This window comes from Sphingopyxis sp. C-1, assembly GCF_001047015.1.
Classification (GTDB): domain Bacteria; phylum Pseudomonadota; class Alphaproteobacteria; order Sphingomonadales; family Sphingomonadaceae; genus Sphingopyxis.
In genome coordinates this window covers 3,014,522-3,032,949 of record NZ_BBRO01000001.1, presented here as the reverse complement: position 1 = coordinate 3,032,949, position 18,428 = coordinate 3,014,522, and the positions used below count along the sequence as shown (strand labels likewise).

General features: G+C 64.4%; 15 protein-coding genes. 4 read left to right on the top strand and 11 right to left on the bottom strand.

The window, feature by feature from the left end:
* Nucleotides 1–269: 269 nt before the first annotated feature.
* Nucleotides 270–1,103 carry a hypothetical protein gene (locus tag SC1_RS21895; RefSeq protein ID WP_193749177.1) on the bottom strand — a complete coding sequence of 278 codons (834 nt, stop codon included), beginning with the start codon at nt 1,101–1,103 and terminating at the stop codon, nt 270–272.
* A gap of 49 nt (nt 1,104–1,152) precedes the next feature.
* Between SC1_RS21895 and SC1_RS14215 the strand changes: the two genes are divergently transcribed.
* The 4 genes from SC1_RS14215 to SC1_RS14200 all read left to right on the top strand — a co-directional run bounded on the left by SC1_RS14215 (nt 1,153) and on the right by SC1_RS14200 (nt 5,551).
* On the top strand, nt 1,153–1,911 hold the full coding sequence (locus tag SC1_RS14215) for a response regulator transcription factor (protein WP_062182927.1): 759 nt from the start codon (nt 1,153–1,155) through the stop codon (nt 1,909–1,911).
* Nucleotides 1,911–3,248, top strand: a complete 1,338-nt coding sequence (locus tag SC1_RS14210) for an ATP-binding protein (RefSeq protein ID WP_062182924.1) — start codon at nt 1,911–1,913, stop codon at nt 3,246–3,248. The genes SC1_RS14215 and SC1_RS14210 overlap by 1 nt, the downstream gene beginning before the upstream one ends.
* Nucleotides 3,249–3,350: 102 nt before the next feature.
* Nucleotides 3,351–4,046, top strand: coding sequence for a carbonic anhydrase (locus SC1_RS14205; RefSeq protein ID WP_062182921.1), 696 nt, complete (start codon nt 3,351–3,353; stop codon nt 4,044–4,046).
* 5 nt (nt 4,047–4,051) lie between these two features.
* Nucleotides 4,052–5,551 carry a SulP family inorganic anion transporter gene (locus SC1_RS14200; protein ID WP_062182918.1) on the top strand — a complete coding sequence of 500 codons (1,500 nt, stop codon included), beginning with the start codon at nt 4,052–4,054 and terminating at the stop codon, nt 5,549–5,551.
* A 317-nt stretch (nt 5,552–5,868) separates the two neighbouring features.
* Here the strand turns inward: SC1_RS14200 and SC1_RS14195 are convergent, their stop codons facing one another.
* From SC1_RS14195 to SC1_RS14150, 10 genes are all read right to left on the bottom strand, one after another.
* A complete protein-coding gene (locus SC1_RS14195) occupies nt 5,869–6,240 on the bottom strand; it encodes a hypothetical protein (protein WP_062182915.1) in 372 nt (123 codons plus the stop codon).
* Nucleotides 6,241–6,377: 137 nt separating this feature from the next.
* A complete protein-coding gene (locus tag SC1_RS14190; protein WP_083435851.1) occupies nt 6,378–7,610 on the bottom strand; it encodes a molybdopterin molybdotransferase MoeA in 1,233 nt (410 codons plus the stop codon).
* Complete coding sequence (cobA, locus tag SC1_RS14185; RefSeq protein WP_062182910.1) at nt 7,603–8,388, bottom strand: uroporphyrinogen-III C-methyltransferase; 786 nt, start codon at nt 8,386–8,388, stop codon at nt 7,603–7,605. The genes SC1_RS14190 and cobA overlap by 8 nt, the downstream gene beginning before the upstream one ends.
* A complete protein-coding gene (locus SC1_RS14180) occupies nt 8,378–10,972 on the bottom strand; it encodes a nitrate reductase (protein WP_062182907.1) in 2,595 nt (864 codons plus the stop codon). Before SC1_RS14180 ends, cobA begins: the two co-directional genes overlap by 11 nt.
* Nucleotides 10,972–11,313: a nitrite reductase small subunit NirD gene (gene nirD, locus SC1_RS14175; RefSeq protein ID WP_062182904.1), complete on the bottom strand. Its 342-nt coding sequence runs from the start codon at nt 11,311–11,313 to the stop codon at nt 10,972–10,974. Before nirD ends, SC1_RS14180 begins: the two co-directional genes overlap by 1 nt.
* On the bottom strand, nt 11,310–13,805 hold the full coding sequence (nirB, locus tag SC1_RS14170) for a nitrite reductase large subunit NirB (RefSeq protein WP_062182901.1): 2,496 nt from the start codon (nt 13,803–13,805) through the stop codon (nt 11,310–11,312). The genes nirD and nirB overlap by 4 nt, the downstream gene beginning before the upstream one ends.
* Nucleotides 13,805–15,007: an alginate export family protein gene (locus SC1_RS14165; protein WP_062182898.1), complete on the bottom strand. Its 1,203-nt coding sequence runs from the start codon at nt 15,005–15,007 to the stop codon at nt 13,805–13,807. The genes nirB and SC1_RS14165 overlap by 1 nt, the downstream gene beginning before the upstream one ends.
* A 2-nt stretch (nt 15,008–15,009) precedes the next feature.
* Nucleotides 15,010–16,245 (bottom strand): NarK/NasA family nitrate transporter, encoded by a 1,236-nt coding sequence (locus SC1_RS14160; RefSeq protein WP_062182895.1) that lies wholly within the window; start codon nt 16,243–16,245, stop codon nt 15,010–15,012.
* Nucleotides 16,246–16,493: 248 nt separating this feature from the next.
* The gene (locus SC1_RS14155) at nt 16,494–17,705 is read right to left on the bottom strand and encodes a CmpA/NrtA family ABC transporter substrate-binding protein (RefSeq protein ID WP_062182892.1); all 1,212 of its coding nucleotides are present in this window, start codon (nt 17,703–17,705) and stop codon (nt 16,494–16,496) included.
* On the bottom strand, nt 17,702–18,283 hold the full coding sequence (locus SC1_RS14150; RefSeq protein WP_062182889.1) for an ANTAR domain-containing response regulator: 582 nt from the start codon (nt 18,281–18,283) through the stop codon (nt 17,702–17,704). Before SC1_RS14150 ends, SC1_RS14155 begins: the two co-directional genes overlap by 4 nt.
* Nucleotides 18,284–18,428 lie beyond the last annotated feature (145 nt).

The following is an 18,428-nucleotide window of genomic DNA, read 5'->3' as shown; positions in this document are numbered from 1 at the left end:
CATACAATCGAGAATCGAGACGTCCCGCTAATCGCGGCGTGCGACCCAGGAGAGCTCTTCCTCGCAAGAGGACAGAAATCTTCATCTGGCGCCCGCCGGTTCTTCTGGCGGGCGCTTTTTTTTTGAAGAAGATGAGGGCTAGCGAACGGGCGTTCGATCGATCCCCGCAACAATTCCCGCAGGTCGCTCTGTTCCCTGATCGCCGCAAATCGCCGCCTCAAGCCTGCAAATCAGGGGGATGTCGCTCGGGCGAGAAGCCCGCTTGTGTGTCAGCTGCTGGCTGACATCGACGAGTTCGCGCGATAACCCTCAACGGCGAGCAATAGGCCTTCGATTTCGGCCGCAACGATCTTGATGCGCAGATCGTCCTGACCGTCCGGCCGGCCCTTGAACTTGAGGTCCCAGCTTTCGCCGCGATCCGTGATGGCCTTGAGAAGGTCTTCGTCGACCGAGAACACTAGCTTCATCGTAAGTGCGCAGTCGCCGGTGAAGTCGCTGTTGGGGCACATGGTGTCGTCGCCGCGGAGGGCACGGTCGAGCGGGCGTGCGACGAGACGGCCGTCGCGATCCTCGAAATGGACCACATCATATTGCCTTTGCGAACCCCGATAGCGCAGCGATTGATGAACTTCGAACCGGATATCGCCAGTTCGTTTGTCGATGTGAGCTTCGACGTGGCCGTCGGCCCAGGTCGAGCCGTTGACGCGGCGTTCCTTACGGAAGCTGTCGCGGGTGGATATGATGGTCGAGAATTCGAGGTCGTCGTCATCGACCGTCGTGGTAGAGCGGAAGCCTTCGGCGTCCATTTTGGCGAGTTGGCTCGGCACCGGGGCGGCGTTTGCAGCAGCGGAGGGAGCCAGCAGCATCGCGGCGACACCGGAACAAAAACGCGAAAGGCGCACCAATATACTCCTCGACATCAGCCGGCCCGGTACGGAACGACGGTCGCGGTTCCGGGCGGATGCGCGTTTAGCTAGTGCTCCTACCATGCAGCCGCTTGTCGCAAATGTTACGAAATATTTCTGGCAAGAGCGCGGGCGCTTGGCATCAGCGTTCGTAACGATTTGTTTCTGTGACGATGAGGCGTTGCCATTCTGGGACAAGCTGCGGGGGCGACATTGACGTTGACGCATCGCCCCCTACGTGGCGCGCATGCTTTCTTGCTCTCCCTCGCTCACTCCTTCCTTTCTTCCTCAATCCTCCACGACCGCTCCGACCGTCCTCCTGGTGGAAGACGATCCGCCGCTCAGGACTTTGACCGCCCGCGCGCTTCAGGAAAATGGCTATGTCGTTCGGCCCGCCGCAACGGCCGCCGAGATGTGGGCGACGTTCGAGGCTGGTCCGATCGACCTCATCCTGCTGGACATCATGCTGCCTGGCACGAGCGGCATCGACCTTTGCAAAATGATCCGGCAGCGGAGCAGCGTTCCGATCATCTTCATCAGCGCCCGGGCGAGCGAAACCGACCGCGTCGTCGGCCTTGAACTCGGCGCGGACGACTATCTGGCCAAGCCCTTTGGAACGCGCGAACTCATCGCCCGCATCCGCGCCGTGCTCCGCCGGGGAGTGACCGAAGAGCGCCGTGCCGTGCCGTCCAACCGGGCCGAGTTCGACGGTTTGACGGTCGATTTCGCCCGCCGTCAGCTTTTTTCGCGCGATGGCGCGATGATTCCTCTTACCGGCGCGGAGTTTGACCTGCTCGCGAGCTTTCTCAGTCACCCGCTGCGCGTGATCGCGCGTGAGCGATTGATCGAATTGTCACGCGCCCGCATCGGCGACTCCTCTGACCGCAGTATCGACGTGCTCGTCAGTCGTCTGCGCCGCAAACTGACCGATGATGAGAGGCCGGCGCCGTTCATCACCGTGCGCGGCGTAGGCTATATGCTGAATGCCAGCGTCAACCGGATCTGATGGTCGCGCGCCCATCGCCAGGACTGATCGGTCGCATCGTCGGAATCATCCTGCTGACGGTGATGCTGGAGTTTGTCGTCAGCACCCTGCTGTATGAACGAGCCGGCGAGTTTTCGATCAAGGAGGATGAGGCGCGGCGGCTGGCCGAGCATCTGGTGATCGTGCAGCGCCTTGTCGACGAGCGCCCACCGACCGAGCGTCCGGCGATTGCGAGTTACCTTTCAACCGATCGTTATAAGGTCGAGTGGCAACGATCGGCACCCGATCGCCACATGCTTTCCGCCGAGTTACGGCAGATGCGTGACCAAGTGGTGGAATGGGAGCCGGCACTAGCGAGTGCGGGTTTGCAATTGCAACTGGCCTCGCCCGTCAGCAACGACAAGGTGGCCGGCCAGATCATTCTGGCGGATGGCAGCTGGGTTCATTTCAAGATGTACGGGCTCGAGACCGGCTGGGGCTTGAAGTTCAACCGCATCATGCTGGCGCTGATACCCGCCATCGCATTTGCCATTTTAGGCGGTTTGCTCGTTCGGCAAACGCTGCGCCCGCTTAGGACGCTGGGTCACGCGATAGAGAGTATGGGGCAGGGCGAGCGTATCGTCGTGCGCGAGGAAGGGACGAACGAGGTTCGTCACTTGATCCGAGCCTTTAACCAGATGCAGGATCAGATCAGCCGTATGATCGCGGATCGCACACAGGCGCTCGCGGCCGTCGGACATGATTTGCGTACGCCGCTCGCGCGGCTCCAACTTCGTATCGACGGATCGGAGGACACCGATCTGCGCCTCTCTTCCGAGCGCGATATTGCGGAAATGGAGGGGATGATTGCTTCGGTCCTCGCCTATCTTGGCGGTGACGAGGATTCGGACGCGTCGATGCGGGTCGATCTGGGCGTTCTCGTTGCGACGCTGGTGGACGACATGACCGATCATGGTCACCGGATAAGCTATCAGGGACCGGATCACCTTATAGCGATGGTCCGACCCAATGGGTTCAAGCGGGCGATCACCAACCTGATCGAGAATGCCATTCATTATGGCGAAGATGTTCGGGTGGGCCTGGCGAGCGAGCCGGACAGGATCGTTCTTCACGTCGAAGACAACGGTCCCGGCATCCCCGAGGAATCGCTTTTGGACGTGCTGGAACCTTTTGTCCGGCTCGACGCTGCGCGCAGCCGCAATACCAAGGGGCTTGGTCTGGGCCTCGCGATTGTTTCGCGGATGGTGGAGCGCGAGGCCGGCACGCTCACCCTGACCAATCGGGCCGAAGGCGGCCTGCGTGCCGAGATTGCCTTGCCTCATCCCAGATCAGCCAAGCCTGCGCCCCGCCAGCAATAATTCCTTACATTGATGCTGCGCCGCAGCAATCGACGCCGCTTATCTGCCTTCGTCCAACGGTCGGGACCTTGTCCCGCCGCCCCCCAGCGAAGGAGTATCGGAATGAACGAGCTGATCGGACGCGTCTTCCATTTTGAAAAGCAGGTTTTCCCCAGCAATCTCGATCTGTACGCAAAACTCGCCACCGACGGGCAGAGCCCGAAGGCCTTGATGATTTCCTGTGCCGATTCCCGCGTCGTGCCGGAACATATCATTCAGGCGCAGCCCGGCGATCTGTTCGTGTGCCGTAATGCCGGCAATATCGTGCCGCCCTTCGCGACCGCAAATGGCGGCGTTTCGTCGACGGTGGAATATGCCGTGCTCGCGCTCGGCGTACGCGACATCATCGTTTGCGGCCATTCGGATTGCGGCGCCATGAAAGCGCTGGTGCATCCCGAAAGCCTGGACACCATGCCCAATGTCGCTGCCTGGTTGCGTCACTCGCATGCCGCCCAGCGCGTCGCGGCGGAAGGGTATCCGGAGGCTGAAGACCATCAGCGCGTCCGGATCGTCGCGATGGAGAATATCGTGGCCCAGATCGCGCATCTGCGCACCCACCCGTCGGTGGCGTTGGGCATCGCGCGCGGCGAGATCTCGCTGCATGGCTGGTTCGTCGATATCCATGCCGGTGCGGTACTTGGGCTGGACGGCGAAACGGGCCGCTTCGTGCCGATGCGCGACGATCGCCCCCTGCCGGTAGCGCTCGCCGCCGGACCGCGCCGCGCCGCCGACACGCTGCCGCTGGTTGCTGCGGAGTGAACCCGATGACCGCTTCGCCCTTGCCCTCGAACTGGATGGCGCGGGATTTGACCGCGTCCGTCGTCGTATTTCTGGTCGCGATGCCGCTTTGTATGGGCATCGCTATCGCGTCGGGTGTGCCGCCCGAAAAGGGCCTCATCACCGGCATTATCGGCGGGATCGTCGTTGGCCTGCTCGCGGGATCGCCGCTGCAGGTCAGCGGCCCCGCAGCGGGCCTTGCGGTCATCGTTTTCGAGATTGTCCAGCGTCACGGTCTCGCGGCGCTGGGACCGATCCTCGTCGTTGCTGGCCTTATTCAGTTTCTGGCCGGCGTGATGAAACTAGGCGGCTGGTTCCGCGCCATCTCGCCCGCCGTCGTCCATGGGATGCTGGCCGGCATCGGCGTGCTGATCGTCGTTGGGCAGTTCCACGTGCTGTTCGATGCCCAGCCGCTTGCCAGCGGGCTCGAAAACCTGCTGGCGATCCCCGGGCGCGTGCTGGGGCTCGACGGACCGGCCGTTCCGGCGCTGTTTATCGGCATGGTCGCAATCGGCTGTACCCTCTTGTGGGACAAGATGCGCCCCGCCGCGCTTCGCCTGCTGCCCGGCGCATTGATCGGCGTCGTTCTTGCCACGCTGATCGCTTCGTTCGCGGGGCTCGACGTAGCACGCGTTAATGTACCCGAATCGATCACCGCGGCGATTACGCCGCCGACGATGGAGGGACTCAGCGCGATGCTGACCCCGACATTGATGGTGACGGCGATCGCGATCGCGTTCATCGCCAGCGCTGAAACATTGCTTTCGGCTGCGGCGGTCGACCGGATGCACGACGGCGTGCGTACCGACTATAACAAGGAATTGCGTGCGCAGGGCGTGGGCAACCTCCTTTGCGGTGCTGCCGGAGCATTGCCGATGACCGGCGTGATCGTCCGCAGTTCGGCGAACGTTCAGGCGGGGGCCGTGACGCGTATGTCAGCGGTGCTGCACGGGATCTGGATTCTTGCACTGGTCGCGGCGATGCCGTGGCTGCTGCGCCAGATTCCGATGGCCGCGCTCGGCGGGATCCTTGTCGTCACCGGCTGGAAACTAGTCAGTCTGCGGCATGTACGTCACCTCCTGAAATCGCACGGCCCGCTGCCGGCGGTGATATGGGCGGCAACGCTCGTCATGGTGGTCGCGACCGACCTTTTGACCGGCGTCCTTGTCGGTCTGGCGCTGTCGCTCATCGAGATCGTCCCCAATATGCGGCGGTTGAAACTCGACGTCGATCAGACGGAACATGACCATGGTCACGAACTCCGGCTCGCCGGCGTTGCGAGTTTCGTCTCGTTGCCCAAACTATCCTCGGCGCTCGACGCGCTGCCGGTCGATCAGCGCGTTCGCATGAACCTCGCAGGCCTTCGGTCGGTCGATCATAGCTGTGCGGAACTGATTTCCGAATGGTGGCAGCGTCGCCGATCAAGGGGAGGCGAGGTCGAGATTCACGGTGCACAGGGGCGCCTTGCTACCTTGCTCGCGCACTGAAGATAGTCCGGGCCATCGCGCTGACCGGTATCGGGAAGGCCAAGTCTGCGGCTGCGGGCTTGGCCTTTTCTCGGCCGCGCCTCGAAGTCTGTCGCAGCGGACTGAAATCGCCGCCCCAAACCCGCGGTTCACGCTCCTTGTGGCACGAGAACCCCTTTCCAAGCGCAGCCATGGCACAACGGCACTTTTGCCATGATTCCAATTGGCTCGTTAGCGGCCTGTCCATCCATTATGCGGCCCGCTTCCCGCACGCTTAAGATCGCCTGCTAAAAAATCGGTGATCGTCGGTAAGCGACGAGATGTCGTCGTCGAGGGTGCTATTTGTCCCACGTGGTGGATGCTCCTCGACCGCTCCGGCAATGAAGGCGCGCGATCATCCGGTCGAACTCATAAGCGAAGTCGACTTGGGCCTCGACCGCACGAAATCTTTGCTTCAGGTCCGCGATCCTCAGAAGCGAAGCCGAATTCGCTTCGCGGTCGCGCCCATCGAGATCGGCGCGATAGGCCATCTCGATGACGAACAGGCGGACAAATTCGGCAAGAGCCGGCAGCCTCATCTCACGAAACCCGGCCCGAGCCGCGCCCCAGTTCAGGACCTTCGCGTCGGGTGGCACCGCGATCCTGCGATCTCCGGTCATGAAGCTAACCACGACCGCCGTGTTCCAGATCAGGATGTCGGCATTGCTCATCCTGTCCGCGCCGCCCGCAGATATCCTCTGTGCGATGTCGCGTAGCGCCGCCTCCGCTGTGCCGGAACGGCCAGGGTCGGCGGTTGCCGGCGCCGGGGTGCGAGCGAGAGGTTGCGCAAATCTGCGCGCAAGCAACGCTAGCAGCATAGAGGCAGCGTTGGCACGAGCATGCCGGGAAGGACGGGTGCGGCGTGGGCGCTGCGCCGCACCAGCGCGTTGCTTCGCGCTAGCCGGGCTTGTTGCGATGCGTCCTGCCGGTCCGCGACGGTGACGCCGCGATAGGAGGTCTCCCCGCAAAGGAAAGCCTCGCGCGCGCCATTCGCCTCGATCGGTGCGGCGGCGGGCAGAAGCTGCCAGGGCAGCGCGTCCGCGACGTCGCCGCCCATGAGCCGCGTGATGAGCGGCACGAGGAAGAGGCGCGCGATCGTCAGGGCTGCGGCGGGATTTCCAGGCAGTCCAATGATGTGGGCCGCTCCGGCCCTTCCGTACCACACCGGCTTTCCGGGCTTTATGTCGACATCGGCAAATGCAATTTCGAAGCCGAGCGGAGCGAAGGCGGCGCGGCCAAAGTCGCGATCGCCGCGCGATGCGCCGCCGAGGACGACGATGATATCGGATGCCGTGTCATGTTTTGCGCGCGCGATAGCCCCAGGATCGTCGGCAAGTCGGGCCTTCGCAACCACGTCGGCGCCAGCCGATCGACATAGTAATTCAATCGCGGCGGTCAGGCTGTCCGGGATCGAAAAGGCCGCGTCTGCTGCAGAGCCGGGGGCAAGTATCTCGTCTCCCGTCGTGAGAAGCAGGATGCGCGGGCGCCGCGTAACTGTGAGCCGACTATAGTCGCCCGCCGCGGCAACTATCGCGGTTGCGGGTGTGATCTTAGCGCCTGGTCGCAGGAGCAACTGCCCCCGCGCAAAGTCCGAGCCGTGTCGCCGGATGTGCGGCTTGCCGCGTGGCGGGCCCTCGATCGTCACGACGGCATCGACCTCGCGGCAATATTCGATCATGACGACGCGGTCGGCGCCGCCGGGCAGGGGAGCGCCGGTCATGACGCGGACTGTCTCGCCCGCTCCGATCTCGCCAGCGTCGCCGCTGCCTGCATAGCTGATCCCGATTTGCGTCAGCGTCGACGCCCCATCGACGAGATCGCACGCGCGAACCGCGTAGCCGTCCATTGCCGCGCAATCGAAGCGGGGGGAGTCGAGGCGGGCATGGACGGGATCGACGAGATGGCATCCCCCTGCATCGACCAGCGATAGGGTGATCGCCTCGAGCGGGACCGCATGGGCGACCAGAATCGCCAGAGCCATGTCATAGCTGATCGAGGCGGCGCATTCGGTGGCGGCGGTCATGGTGCCGAGTTTAGTCATGCGTCGTCTGCGCCATATTCTCGAAACTGGCAGGGGTGAGTTCCGCCAAGGCAACGGCCGCGCCGATGAGGATTAGCGTCGGAGCATCGGCAGCGAAGGATTTGACCGCCAGGTCAAGCAGATCGAGCCGCGTCGCCAGTCGCCGTTCCTCGGGCGCGCTGACATGGCACGCGATCATCACAGGCATTGCACCGGGCATTCCCGCCCGCATGAGTCCGCGCATGATCTCGCCGGCCGCCTCGCGTCCCATATAGAAGGCGAGGGTCGAGGCGCCCTGCGCAAGCGAGGCCCAGTCGATGTCGAGCGCGGCACCGCGCTTGCTGTGTGCCGTGACGAAGCGGACGTCGCGCGCCACGCCGCGGAGCGATAGCGACATGCCGGCAGAGGCGGCGGCGGCGCTCGCGGCAGTGACGCCGGGACAGATGCGGACTTCAAAGCCTGCCTCATGCAGCGCAGATATTTCTTCGGTCGCGCGGCCGAACAGGGTCGGGTCGCCGCCTTTGAGGCGAACGACGCGCTTGCCCGCACGCGCGGCGGTTACAAGCAGTGTGTCGATGGTCGCTTGATCCTTCGAGTGGCGGCCCGAGCGTTTGCCGACGCTCACGCGCTCCACCTGCGCTGGGATCAGCGCGAGCACGCCGTGGCCGACCAGCGCATCGTAAAAGACGACGTCGGCCTGCTCGATCAGTCTGACGGCTTTCATCGTCAGCAGTTCGGGATCGCCTGGACCGGCGCCGACCAGCCACACCATCCCGGGTGCAAAGTCGTTACGCTGCATCGCTCTTCTCCTCGGTCAGAATGCGCGCGAGCGCCGGTCGGCATGAGCCGCAATTGGTCCCAGCGCCGATCGCGGCCCCGATCGCCGAAACTGCGGCGAGATTCTGGTCGCGGATCGCCGCGACGATCGTCTTCAGTCCGATGTCGAAGCAGACACAGATCACCGGGCCGCGGTCGGCCTGAACGCCGGGCGCGCGGCCCGCGAGCAGCGTCGGCGCGACCTCGGGAGCGGAGAGCTGTGCGATCAGCCAATCGCGCGGCGGCAGTTCGCCACTCTCGGTGACGAATAGGGCGCCCGCGAGGCGGCCGTTCGCGACGATGGCGATGCGGCGCGTGCCGCGCGCGGCGTCCTGCGCCTCGATGCGTTCACCTTTTGGAAGCAGGGCTTCGACGGATTTGAGGTCGCCATTTCCCGCAACTTCCCACATCACCCCCGACGGCACCGCAACGCGCGTTGCCCACAGGCAGCGTGGGGTGTCGGAAAGTTCGCGCGACAGGAGCAGGAATCCGCGCCATTTGGAGGTGACGGCGGCGATCGACGCCGGAGTGCGCTTGAAACCTGGCTGGCCCGATACCGGATCGACGAGCGGACGCGGGAGCAGACCGGTACGCCCGCCACTCGACGTGCGGTCCGTCCAGTGGATCGGCACGAATAGTTCGCCCGGTCGCTGACCGCTGCTAAAGGCGACGCGATACAGGGCGGCGCCCTGCGGGGTTTCCACCCGCGCGAGGCCGCCGTCGGAGAGGTCCAGGCGGGCGCCGTCGTCGGGGTGCACCTCGACGAGCGGCTCGGCGCGATGTCGCGCGAGCTTCGGCGCAAGCCCGCTGCGCGTCATCGTATGCCATTGATCACGATAACGCCCGCTATTGAGCGTCAACGGCCACTTGGCGAGCGGTTCGGGCAGCGGCTTTTGCGCGACCGGAACGAGACGCGCGCGGCCATCCTCGGTCGAGAAATGCCCGTCGGCGAAGGGGTGCTCGCCGCCCCAACGGAAAGGCTCCATCGCATCATAGGCGGCGTTGCCCCCTTGCGCCGCGCCGGGCAGCGCGAACATCCGGGTGCCGTCGTTATCATAGTTCGAGAGGCGGCAATGTTCGCGCCAGATATCGGCGGGCCGGTCATAAGCAAAGGCGGTCTTCCAGCCCATCCGCCGCGCGACTTCCTTGACGATCCACCAGTCGGGCATGGCCTCGCCGGGCAGCGGGAAAAGCGCACGCTGGCGGCTGATCGTTCGGTCGCTGTTGGTGACCGTGCCGTCCTTCTCGCCCCATGCGGCGGCGGGCAGCCGGACGTGCGCGAAGGCGCCGGTATCGGTTTGCTCGATCACGTCGCTGACGACGACGAAGGGGCAGGCGGCGAGCGCTTCGCGCACCCGGTTCGCGTCGGGCATCGACACGGCAGGGTTGGTCGCCATCACCCACAGCGCCTTGATGCGTCCCTCGCCGACGGCGCGGAACAGGTCGACCGCCTTGAGTCCGGGCTTTTCCGCCATCGTCGGCGCGGCCCAGAAGCGCTGAACGCGCGCGCGGTTTTCGGGGGCGAAGTCCATATGCGCAGCAAGCGTCGAGGCGAGCCCGCCGACTTCGCGCCCGCCCATCGCATTGGGCTGGCCCGTGATCGAAAAGGGCGCCGCGCCCGGCTTGCCGATGCGGCCGGTTGCGAGATGGAGGTTGAGAATCGCGTTGACCTGATCGGTCCCGGCGGTCGACTGATTGATCCCCTGGCTGAACATCGTTACCGTGCGCGGATTGGCGGCGAACAGCTCATAGAAACGCCTGAGGTCGGCGACGGGCACGTCGCAGGTGCGCGCCATCGACCACAGGTCGTTCCCCTCTCCAAGCTGGTCCCAGAAGTCGGCGGGCACCGCGACATGCGCAGCGAGATAGGCTTCGTCGACGATATTCGCTGCGCGGCAATGATGAAGCAGACCGGTCATCAGCGCGACGTCGCTGCCCGGGCGGATCGCAAGGTGAAGGTCGGCCTCTTCGGCGGTTTCGGTACGGCGCGGGTCGATGACGACAAGCTTCGCACCCGCTTCGCAGCGCGCGCGGATGCGTTGATAGACGATCGGGTGGCACCAGGCGGTGTTCGATCCGACAAGGATGATCAGATCGGCGGCGTCGAGATCATTATAGGTCGCCGGAACGATATCCTCGCCAAACGCGCGCATATGACCCGCAACCGCGCTCGACATGCAGAGGCGCGAATTGGTGTCGATGTTCGCGGTGCCGATGAACCCCTTCATCAGCTTGTTCGCGACATAATAATCTTCAGTGAGCAGCTGGCCCGAGACATAGAAGGCGACGCTGTTCGGGCCGTGGCGCGCGATCGTCTCCTTGAAGCGCTTCGCGACAAGGTCGAGCGCGCGGTCCCAGCTTGCGCGCTTCTTGCCGATCATCGGATGGAGCAAGCGCCCTTCCAGCCCGACGGTTTCGCCGAGATGGGTTCCCTTCGAGCATAGTCGTCCGCGATTGGCGGGATGGTCGGGATCGCCCGCGATCTCGACCGTCCGTCCGCCCTTCACCGTCGCGCTGATCCCGCAGCCGACGCCGCAATAGGCGCAGGTCGTGCGGATCGGGTCCATCAGGCTGCGGCCTTCAATGTGCTGGCACGGCAGATGAGGACACGGCCGCCGTCGATCTTCACCGGCACCGTCGGCGTGCAGCCCTTGTCGTCGCCAAGCGCTTCGCCGCTCGATAGGCTGATCCGCCAATTGTGCAGCGGGCAGGCAACTGCGCCGCCATGGACGATGCCCTGGCTGAGGCGCCCATGTTTGTGCGGACAGCGGTCGAGCAGCGCGAATATCTTGCCCTCGGCGGTGCGAAACACCGCGATATCGTCGCCGCCTTCGACCTGCACGGTGCGGCTGCCGCGCACCGGGATCTGGTCGACCCAGCCGATGTCGAGCCATTCAGCGGTCGTCATGTCTCCATCTCCTCCAAAAATGCACGTTCCTGCGGGATGAAGCGCGCCATCGGTGCATGATGCTCGGCCTCGGCACCCTCGGCGCGCTGCGCCCAGGGATCGTCCTGGCTGAAGCTTTGCGAATAGAGGAAACGCGCGCGGAGCGCCTCGCGGCCTGCTTCGTCATCGACGATGCGCGCCTTGATATAGTCGACCCCGACGCGCTCGATCCAAGGTGCGGTGCGTTCCAGATAGCGCGCTTCTTCGCGATAGAGCTGGATGAAGGCCGCGCAATAATCCATCGCCTCCTGCTCGGTCGCGACCTTGCAGAGAAGGTCGGTAACGCGGACGTGAATCCCGCCATTGCCGCCGACGTGCAGCTCATATCCGCTGTCGACGCAGACGATGCCGAAATCCTTGATCGTCGCTTCGGCGCAGTTGCGCGGGCATCCCGACACCGCGATCTTGAACTTGTGCGGCATCCAGCTGCCCCAGCTCATCCGCTCGACCTTCACGCCAAGCCCCGTCGAATCCTGCGTGCCGAAGCGGCACCATTCGGATCCGACGCACGTCTTCACGGTCCGCAGCGACTTGCCATAGGCATGGCCCGACACCATTCCTGCGGCATTAAGGTCGGCCCAGACGGCGGGCAGATCCTCTTTCCTGATTCCGAATATGTCGAGCCGCTGACCGCCGGTGACCTTGACCATCGGCGCGTTGAACTTTTCGACGACGTCGGCGATCGCGCGGAGCTCGCGCGGATTGGTGAGCCCGCCCCACATGCGCGGCACGACCGAATAAGTGCCGTCCTTCTGAATATTGGCGTGCAGCCGTTCATTGACGAAACGGCTTTGCTGATCGTCGACATAATCGCCGGGGAGCGCGCAGAGCAGATAATAATTGAGCGCTGGCCGGCATGACGAGCAGCCGTCGGGGGTGGTCCAGTGCATCTTCTGCATCACTTCGGGGATCGAGCGCATGGCCTGCGCGACAATCTCGCGGCGGACATCGTCGTGGCCGAAGCTCGTGCATTTGCACATCGTTTTTGGCCCGCTCTGCACATCGTCGCCGAGCGTCAGCGCGAGCAGATTTTCGACGAGGCCGGTGCAGGAACCGCAACTCGCCGACGCCTTGCAGGTGCCGCGCACCGCGTCGAGGCTATGCGCCCCCTTGGCGATGCATGACACGACCTGACCCTTGGTGACGCCGTTGCAGCCGCAGATTTCCGCATCGTCGGAAAGCGCCGCAACGGCGGCCTTAGGGTCCGCAGCGCCTCCTCCCGAGGCGAAGGCCTGACCGAAGATCAGCATGTCGCGAAGCTCGGACACGTCTTCCTGGCGTTTGAGCAGGTCGAAGTACCAGCCACCATCGGCGGTGTCGCCATAGAGCACCGCACCGACGATGCGGTCGTCGCGGACGATCACGCGCTTGTAGACGCCGCGGCTGGCGTCGCGGAGGACGATATCCTCGCATCCGTCACCGCCTGAAAAGTCGCCCGCCGAAAAGACGTCGATCCCCGACACCTTGAGCTTGGTGGACGTGACCGAGCCGCGATAGCCGCTCGGCTGTTCGACCAGCCCGTCTGCGAGGCTGCGGCACATGTCCCACAGCGGCGCGACGAGGCCATAGACTTGCCCGTCATGCTCGACGCATTCGCCGACCGCGAGCACCGCGGGATCGCTCGTCACCATATGGTCGTCGACCTGAATGCCGCGTCCGACAGCCAGACCGGCGTCGCGCGCGAGCGCGGTCGAAGGGCGGATGCCGACCGCCATCACGACCAGGCTGGCGGGGATCAGCGTTCCGTCCTTGAGCCTCACGCCCTCGACCTTACCGTCGCCGATGATTTCGGCGGTGTCGGCGCCAGTCAGGATCGTCTGGCCGCGGCCTTCCAATGCCTGTTTGAGCAGCCAGCCCGCGGCTTCGTCGAGCTGCCGCTCCATCAGCGTCGGCATCAGGTGGATGACGGTGACTTTCATGCCGCGCAGGGTCAGCCCATGCGCCGCTTCGAGCCCGAGCAGGCCGCCGCCGATCACCACCGCGTCGCCTCCGGCATCGGCCGCGGCGAGCATCGTGTCGACGTCATCCATGTCGCGGAACGCGATCACACCGGGCAAATCCTTGCCGGGCACCGGGATGATGAAGGGATCGGAGCCAGTGGCGATCAGCAGCCGGTCATAGCGTTCGGTGGTGCCGCCGCGCGTCGTCACCGTCTTGGCATGGCGGTCGATCGCGACGACCGGATCGCCTGCGATCAGCGCAATTCCGTTCGACGCATACCAGTCGGCGTCGTTGATCACGATATCGTCGAAGCATTTCTCGCCCGCGAGGACGGGGGACAGCATGATGCGGTTGTAATTGACGCGCGGTTCGGCGCCGAAAATCGTCACGCGATAGCGGGCAGGATCGCGCGCGAGCAATTCCTCGATCGCGCGGCACCCGGCCATGCCATTGCCGATGACGATCAGATGCTCGCGCGCGTCGGCGGCACGGTCGATTGGGCGGTGTTCCATCAGAGCGTCCAGTCCAGTTGAAGCCAGAATTTTTCCGTGTCGGTGGCAAAGCCGTCGGCGTCGTAATTGGCGTAGCGCGCCGACGCGGTGCATTTGCCGAGCTTCGCGCTCGCGAGCAGGTCGATCTCGTCGCCATAGGCACGGCTCGCCCGGTCGCTGCGATAGTCGTGATAGACGGCTTGCAGCGTCACGGCGTTCAGCGGGCCGACGGCCTTCCAGCTCCAACCGGCGCTTGCATAAAGATCGCGCACGCCGTCGGGCGGGGTGATCAGAAACTTGTCCGCCCATCCCTGAAATTTGAAGCCGGTGGCAAGTGGGGTCTGAAAGCTGGTCAGCGCGGCCCCGTCGTCAGCACCGAGTATCTCATATCCGGCGCCGACACGGGGGCCTCCGAGATCGGCGGTAATGTCGGCGAGCCAATAGTCGGCCGCATAGTCGCTGGGATTGCGGTGCCAGTCCGACTGGCGCGCATAGCTTAGCTGATAGGCGAGCTTGGCTTTGCCAACCGGCTGGCTGCCCTCGAACCGAAGGCCATAGCTCTGGCTCGACAGGCGATAGCCTTGCATCGCCGCTTCGTCCTGGTCGACGAGATAGGCGAAGGCGGCGAGTTTGCCCGCGGGTGTCGCGACGCTGAGATTGCCGAAGAGATTGTCGCCCGACACGGCCTGTTGCCGCGCGCCTGCGCCGTCGATCCCCCAGATCGTCCGCACGCTCCAGGCATAGGCGAGGTCGGCCTTCACCCCTTTCACCGGCGCTATTTCGGCGCGCACGGCGTCGAAGCTCTGGCCGTTCTGGCGGAAGGCGACCGAGCCGACGAAGCGCTCATCATCGAACGCGAGGCGTTGGCGTCCGGCCGTTAGTGTAAAGGCCGGCTGGCTGAAACGAAGCTGCGCGCGTGAGAGCGCAATATTCTGCGGATCGGCGATCAGCGGTCGCGCGGCGGGGCCGTGCAGCCCGTCGAAATAGTCGTCGGCGATCGCCACATTGCCTTGGCCTTCGATCAGCGCCGACCACGGACCGGACTTCGCTTCGATTCCGGCACGGACTCGAAGGGTGAGGGCATCGGCGTCCGCCGCGAGGCCGTCCTGACCAACGCTTTCATAACGCAGTCGCGCTTCGCCGAGCGGCTTCAGCGCGACGTCCTGCGCCTGCGCCGCCCCGGCTGGCGCGAGCGCCAGAAGCAGGATGAGGGTGCGGTCCATGTTTAGATCCGCACGCCTTCGGCGGCACCCCATGTCGCGCGCCATTGGCCTTTGACGAACATCAGCCCGACGAGTGCGAGCAGCGCGAGCCCGGCAAAGATGTAGAAGCCGGGAGCAAAGCTGCCGCTCCACTGTTTCGCGATGCCGAGCGAGGAGGCGAGATAGAAGCCGCCTACGCCGCCCGCCATACCGACCAGCCCGGTCATCACGCCGATCTCGGCCGAAAAGCGCTGCGGCACGAGCTGGAACACCGAGCCGTTGCCGGTGCCGAGTGCGAGCATCGCGATGACGAACAGTCCGAGCGCGGCGGGAAGCGTGTCGGCCTGCGGTACGCCGGCCAGCGCAAGCGCCGCGACGACGAACACCGCCATCAATGCGCGCACCCCGCCGACCCGGTCGGCGAGCGCGCCACCCATCGGCCGCACCAGCGACCCCGCGAAGACGCACGCCGCGGTGCAATATCCCGCCATCACGGGGGTCAGGTGGAACTGGTCGGTGAAATAGATTGGCAGCGACGCGGCGAGCCCGACGAAGCCGCCAAAGGTCACCGCGTAAAAGGCCATCAGCCACCAGGCATCGACCGTCTTCAGCGGCTCGAAATAATGAACGAGCTTCTTTGGGGCAGGCGCGTTCGGCGCGTCCTTCGCCATGGCGAGATAGATGAAAAAGACGATTGTCAGCGGGATGCACGCAAGACCGAGGACGGCATTCCAACCGAACAGCTTGGCGAGGCCGGGCGCGAACAGCGCCGCGAGTACGGTTCCCGAATTGCCCATGCCCGCGAGCCCCATCGCCTTGCCCTGATGCTCGGGCGGATACCAGCGGCTGGCAAGCGGCAGGGCGATGGCGAAACTGGCGCCCGCAAAGCCGAGGATGATACCGAGTGCCAGCGTCCCGGCGAAGCTGTGAACGCCCATCAGCCAAGCCGTGAACAGCCCGGCGATCACGATGATCTGGCTGATGGCACCCGCGCGCTTCGGCCCGATGCGATCGACGAGCAGGCCGTTGACGACGCGCAACACCGCGCCGGCGAGCGTCGGCACCGCGACCATCAGCCCTTTCTGCGCAGGCGTCAGTCCCAAATCTTCGGAGATTGCCGGAGCGAGCGGCCCGAGGATCACCCACACCATGAAGGCAAGGTCGAAATAGAGAAAAGCGGCGACCAGCGTCGGCCAGTGGCCGCTGGTCCAGAAGTTCGACTTGGGCGCCATCCCGGCGCCTCCGGTTGCTGTCGTCATCGTCCGTCCCCTTGTGCGACGGGCAATAAAAAAGCCGCCAGGACGGCGGCCACGCGGGCGCATCCTGACGGCTTCATTGCCTGTTGGAGTGCAGGGAAAGGCTCCCTGCCTGCCGCGCGGACCGGTCCCTCCGTTGGAACCGTAGCCGCTTTGTCTCGCCCCGGCATCCTTGCCGAGTGCGTCAAGACTGCCTGATTCGCTCTATCCGCGCAACCGGTTATTTCGCACGTGCAGCATAATCTCGAAACCTAAGGAAGATCAGAGATATAGCTGTTGATATCATCGGGATCAAAGGCGCGTCCGTCGAAGAAGCGGTCGCTGCCAAGCGTCAACCGGCCTTGGGTCGACCCCGCTCCGATCGGTTCATCCAGCCCGCCTTCAAGCTTCGAACTCGCACCGGGGAGAGGCGCGCCAGATCCGGCAAGGGCAGCACGATAAACATCGGGACGGAAGACATTGCTGGCCGCCGTGGCGGCCTGGTTGTCGAATGCCATATCGTCCCAACGGACCATCTGAGAATAGAGCCACGCCGCCTGACTGCGCCAGGGAAAATTCGCTGCCTCGCGGTACTGGAACATGAAGTCTGGATAGTGGATCGGCGCGCCACCCGGTACCACCCGTATGCGGTCGGTGATAGCGCGGAGTATGGCATCGCGCGGTGCGTCGAGATATTCGGGACGAGCCAATATGTCGGCGCTTTCTTCGGCAGCGCCCGGCTCAATGAAGTGCGCCGCTGCAGCGTGCAACGCGCGGACAAGCGCCTCGACAGCATCGCGCCGTTCGTCGAGCACCGTCTCGCGCATCGCGAGCACCTTCTCGACACCGCGTCGCCAGATCTGCGCCGTCGCGAGGGCGATATGGCCAACGCCTCGTTCGACCGCGATCGAGTTCCACGGCTCGCCGACACAGATGCCGTCCACTTCGCTCGCCGCTAGCGCATCGGCGGCAAAGGGAGGGCTGGTGACAACGATCTCTACGTCGAGATCGGGGCGGATGCCGACGCCTGCAAGCCAGTAGCGCAGCATATAATTGTGACTCGAATAGCGGTGTACGACGCCGAAGCGCAGCCGTTTGCCCGCCGCGATCCGCGCCTCGGCAACGTGCTTCAGGGCCGCGCCGATCAGGATCGGGTCGCCAAGTCCGTCGGCGAGGCCGACCTCCGACGCAAGCTTCGCCGAAAAGGTGACCGCATTGCCGTTGAGCCCGAGCACGAAGGGTACCGCGAGCGGGACCGCCGGACGGTCACGTCCCAGCGTCGTCGCGATCGCGAGCGGAGCGATCATGTGCGCCGCATCGGTATGACCGTAGAGCAGACGGTCGCGGACTGTAGCCCATGTCATGTCGCGAATCAGTTCGAGCTTGAGGCCCTCCGTTTCCGCAAATCCCAGCTCGTGAGCGAGGATCGGCAGCGCGGCATCGACGAGCGGCAAGAATCCGATACGGATACGCTCGATGGTCATTCCATGTCTCCCATCAGCGCTTCGCTGGTCACGATCGCCTCCGCGATTTCCGAGATGCGACGGTTAGTGCGCATCGCCTGGCCGCGGAGCAACGCATAGGCTTCGGGCTCGTCGATCTGGCGCCGCTTCATCAGGATCGCCTTGGCCCTGTCGATCACCGCGCGCTCGGCCAGTGCGTTCTTGGCATCGTCCAGCTCGCGTTGTAGCGACGAAAAGGCTTGGAAACGTCGCACCGCCAGGTCGAGCACGGGCTTGATACGCTGCTGCGAAAGACCGTCGACGACATAAGCGGAAACTCCCGCGTCGATCGCAGCAAATGTGGACTCCGTATCGCTTTGATCGACGAACATCGCAATCGGCCGCGAAAGCGCGCGCGACATGGCGAAGAAATCTTCGAGCAGGTCGCGACTTGGATTTTCAAGGTTGATCAGGACGACCTCGGGGGTCGCCGCCTCGATCTGCGCGACCAGAGGACCGGCGGGATCGATCAGCACGAGATCATCGAGGCCAGCCTCGCGCAGGCCGTCGGAGATGATGGCGGCGCGCGTCTTGCTTGTGTCGATGATCGCGATCCTCATGATCGCGCCTTTACGCTGCAGCGCACAAATCTGCTAGCTGGTTTCTTATTTGTGTATGTTTCAGGCTGGCGGATGACGGCTTCTTGAAATTATCGTCCGAAAGCTGACAGTCTCCAACCGGTCAGCATCTGTTTTGAACAAGCTA

Excerpts from the sequence above, each read along its gene's own strand:
- SC1_RS14215 (WP_062182927.1), top strand. The coding sequence starts at position 1,153 with ATGCTTTCTTGCTCTCCCTCGCTCACTCCTTCCTTTCTTCCTCAATCC.
- SC1_RS14210 (WP_062182924.1), top strand. The coding sequence starts at position 1,911 with ATGGTCGCGCGCCCATCGCCAGGACTGATCGGTCGCATCGTCGGAATC.
- SC1_RS14205 (WP_062182921.1), top strand. The coding sequence starts at position 3,351 with ATGAACGAGCTGATCGGACGCGTCTTCCATTTTGAAAAGCAGGTTTTC.
- SC1_RS14200 (WP_062182918.1), top strand. The coding sequence starts at position 4,052 with ATGACCGCTTCGCCCTTGCCCTCGAACTGGATGGCGCGGGATTTGACC.
- SC1_RS14195 (WP_062182915.1), bottom strand. The coding sequence starts at position 6,240 with ATGAGCAATGCCGACATCCTGATCTGGAACACGGCGGTCGTGGTTAGC.
- SC1_RS14190 (WP_083435851.1), bottom strand. The coding sequence starts at position 7,610 with ATGACTAAACTCGGCACCATGACCGCCGCCACCGAATGCGCCGCCTCG.
- cobA (WP_062182910.1), bottom strand. The coding sequence starts at position 8,388 with ATGCAGCGTAACGACTTTGCACCCGGGATGGTGTGGCTGGTCGGCGCC.
- SC1_RS14180 (WP_062182907.1), bottom strand. The coding sequence starts at position 10,972 with ATGGACCCGATCCGCACGACCTGCGCCTATTGCGGCGTCGGCTGCGGG.
- nirD (WP_062182904.1), bottom strand. The coding sequence starts at position 11,313 with ATGACGACCGCTGAATGGCTCGACATCGGCTGGGTCGACCAGATCCCG.
- nirB (WP_062182901.1), bottom strand. The coding sequence starts at position 13,805 with ATGGAACACCGCCCAATCGACCGTGCCGCCGACGCGCGCGAGCATCTG.
- SC1_RS14165 (WP_062182898.1), bottom strand. The coding sequence starts at position 15,007 with ATGGACCGCACCCTCATCCTGCTTCTGGCGCTCGCGCCAGCCGGGGCG.
- SC1_RS14160 (WP_062182895.1), bottom strand. The coding sequence starts at position 16,245 with ATGACGACAGCAACCGGAGGCGCCGGGATGGCGCCCAAGTCGAACTTC.
- SC1_RS14155 (WP_062182892.1), bottom strand. The coding sequence starts at position 17,705 with ATGACCATCGAGCGTATCCGTATCGGATTCTTGCCGCTCGTCGATGCC.
- SC1_RS14150 (WP_062182889.1), bottom strand. The coding sequence starts at position 18,283 with ATGAGGATCGCGATCATCGACACAAGCAAGACGCGCGCCGCCATCATC.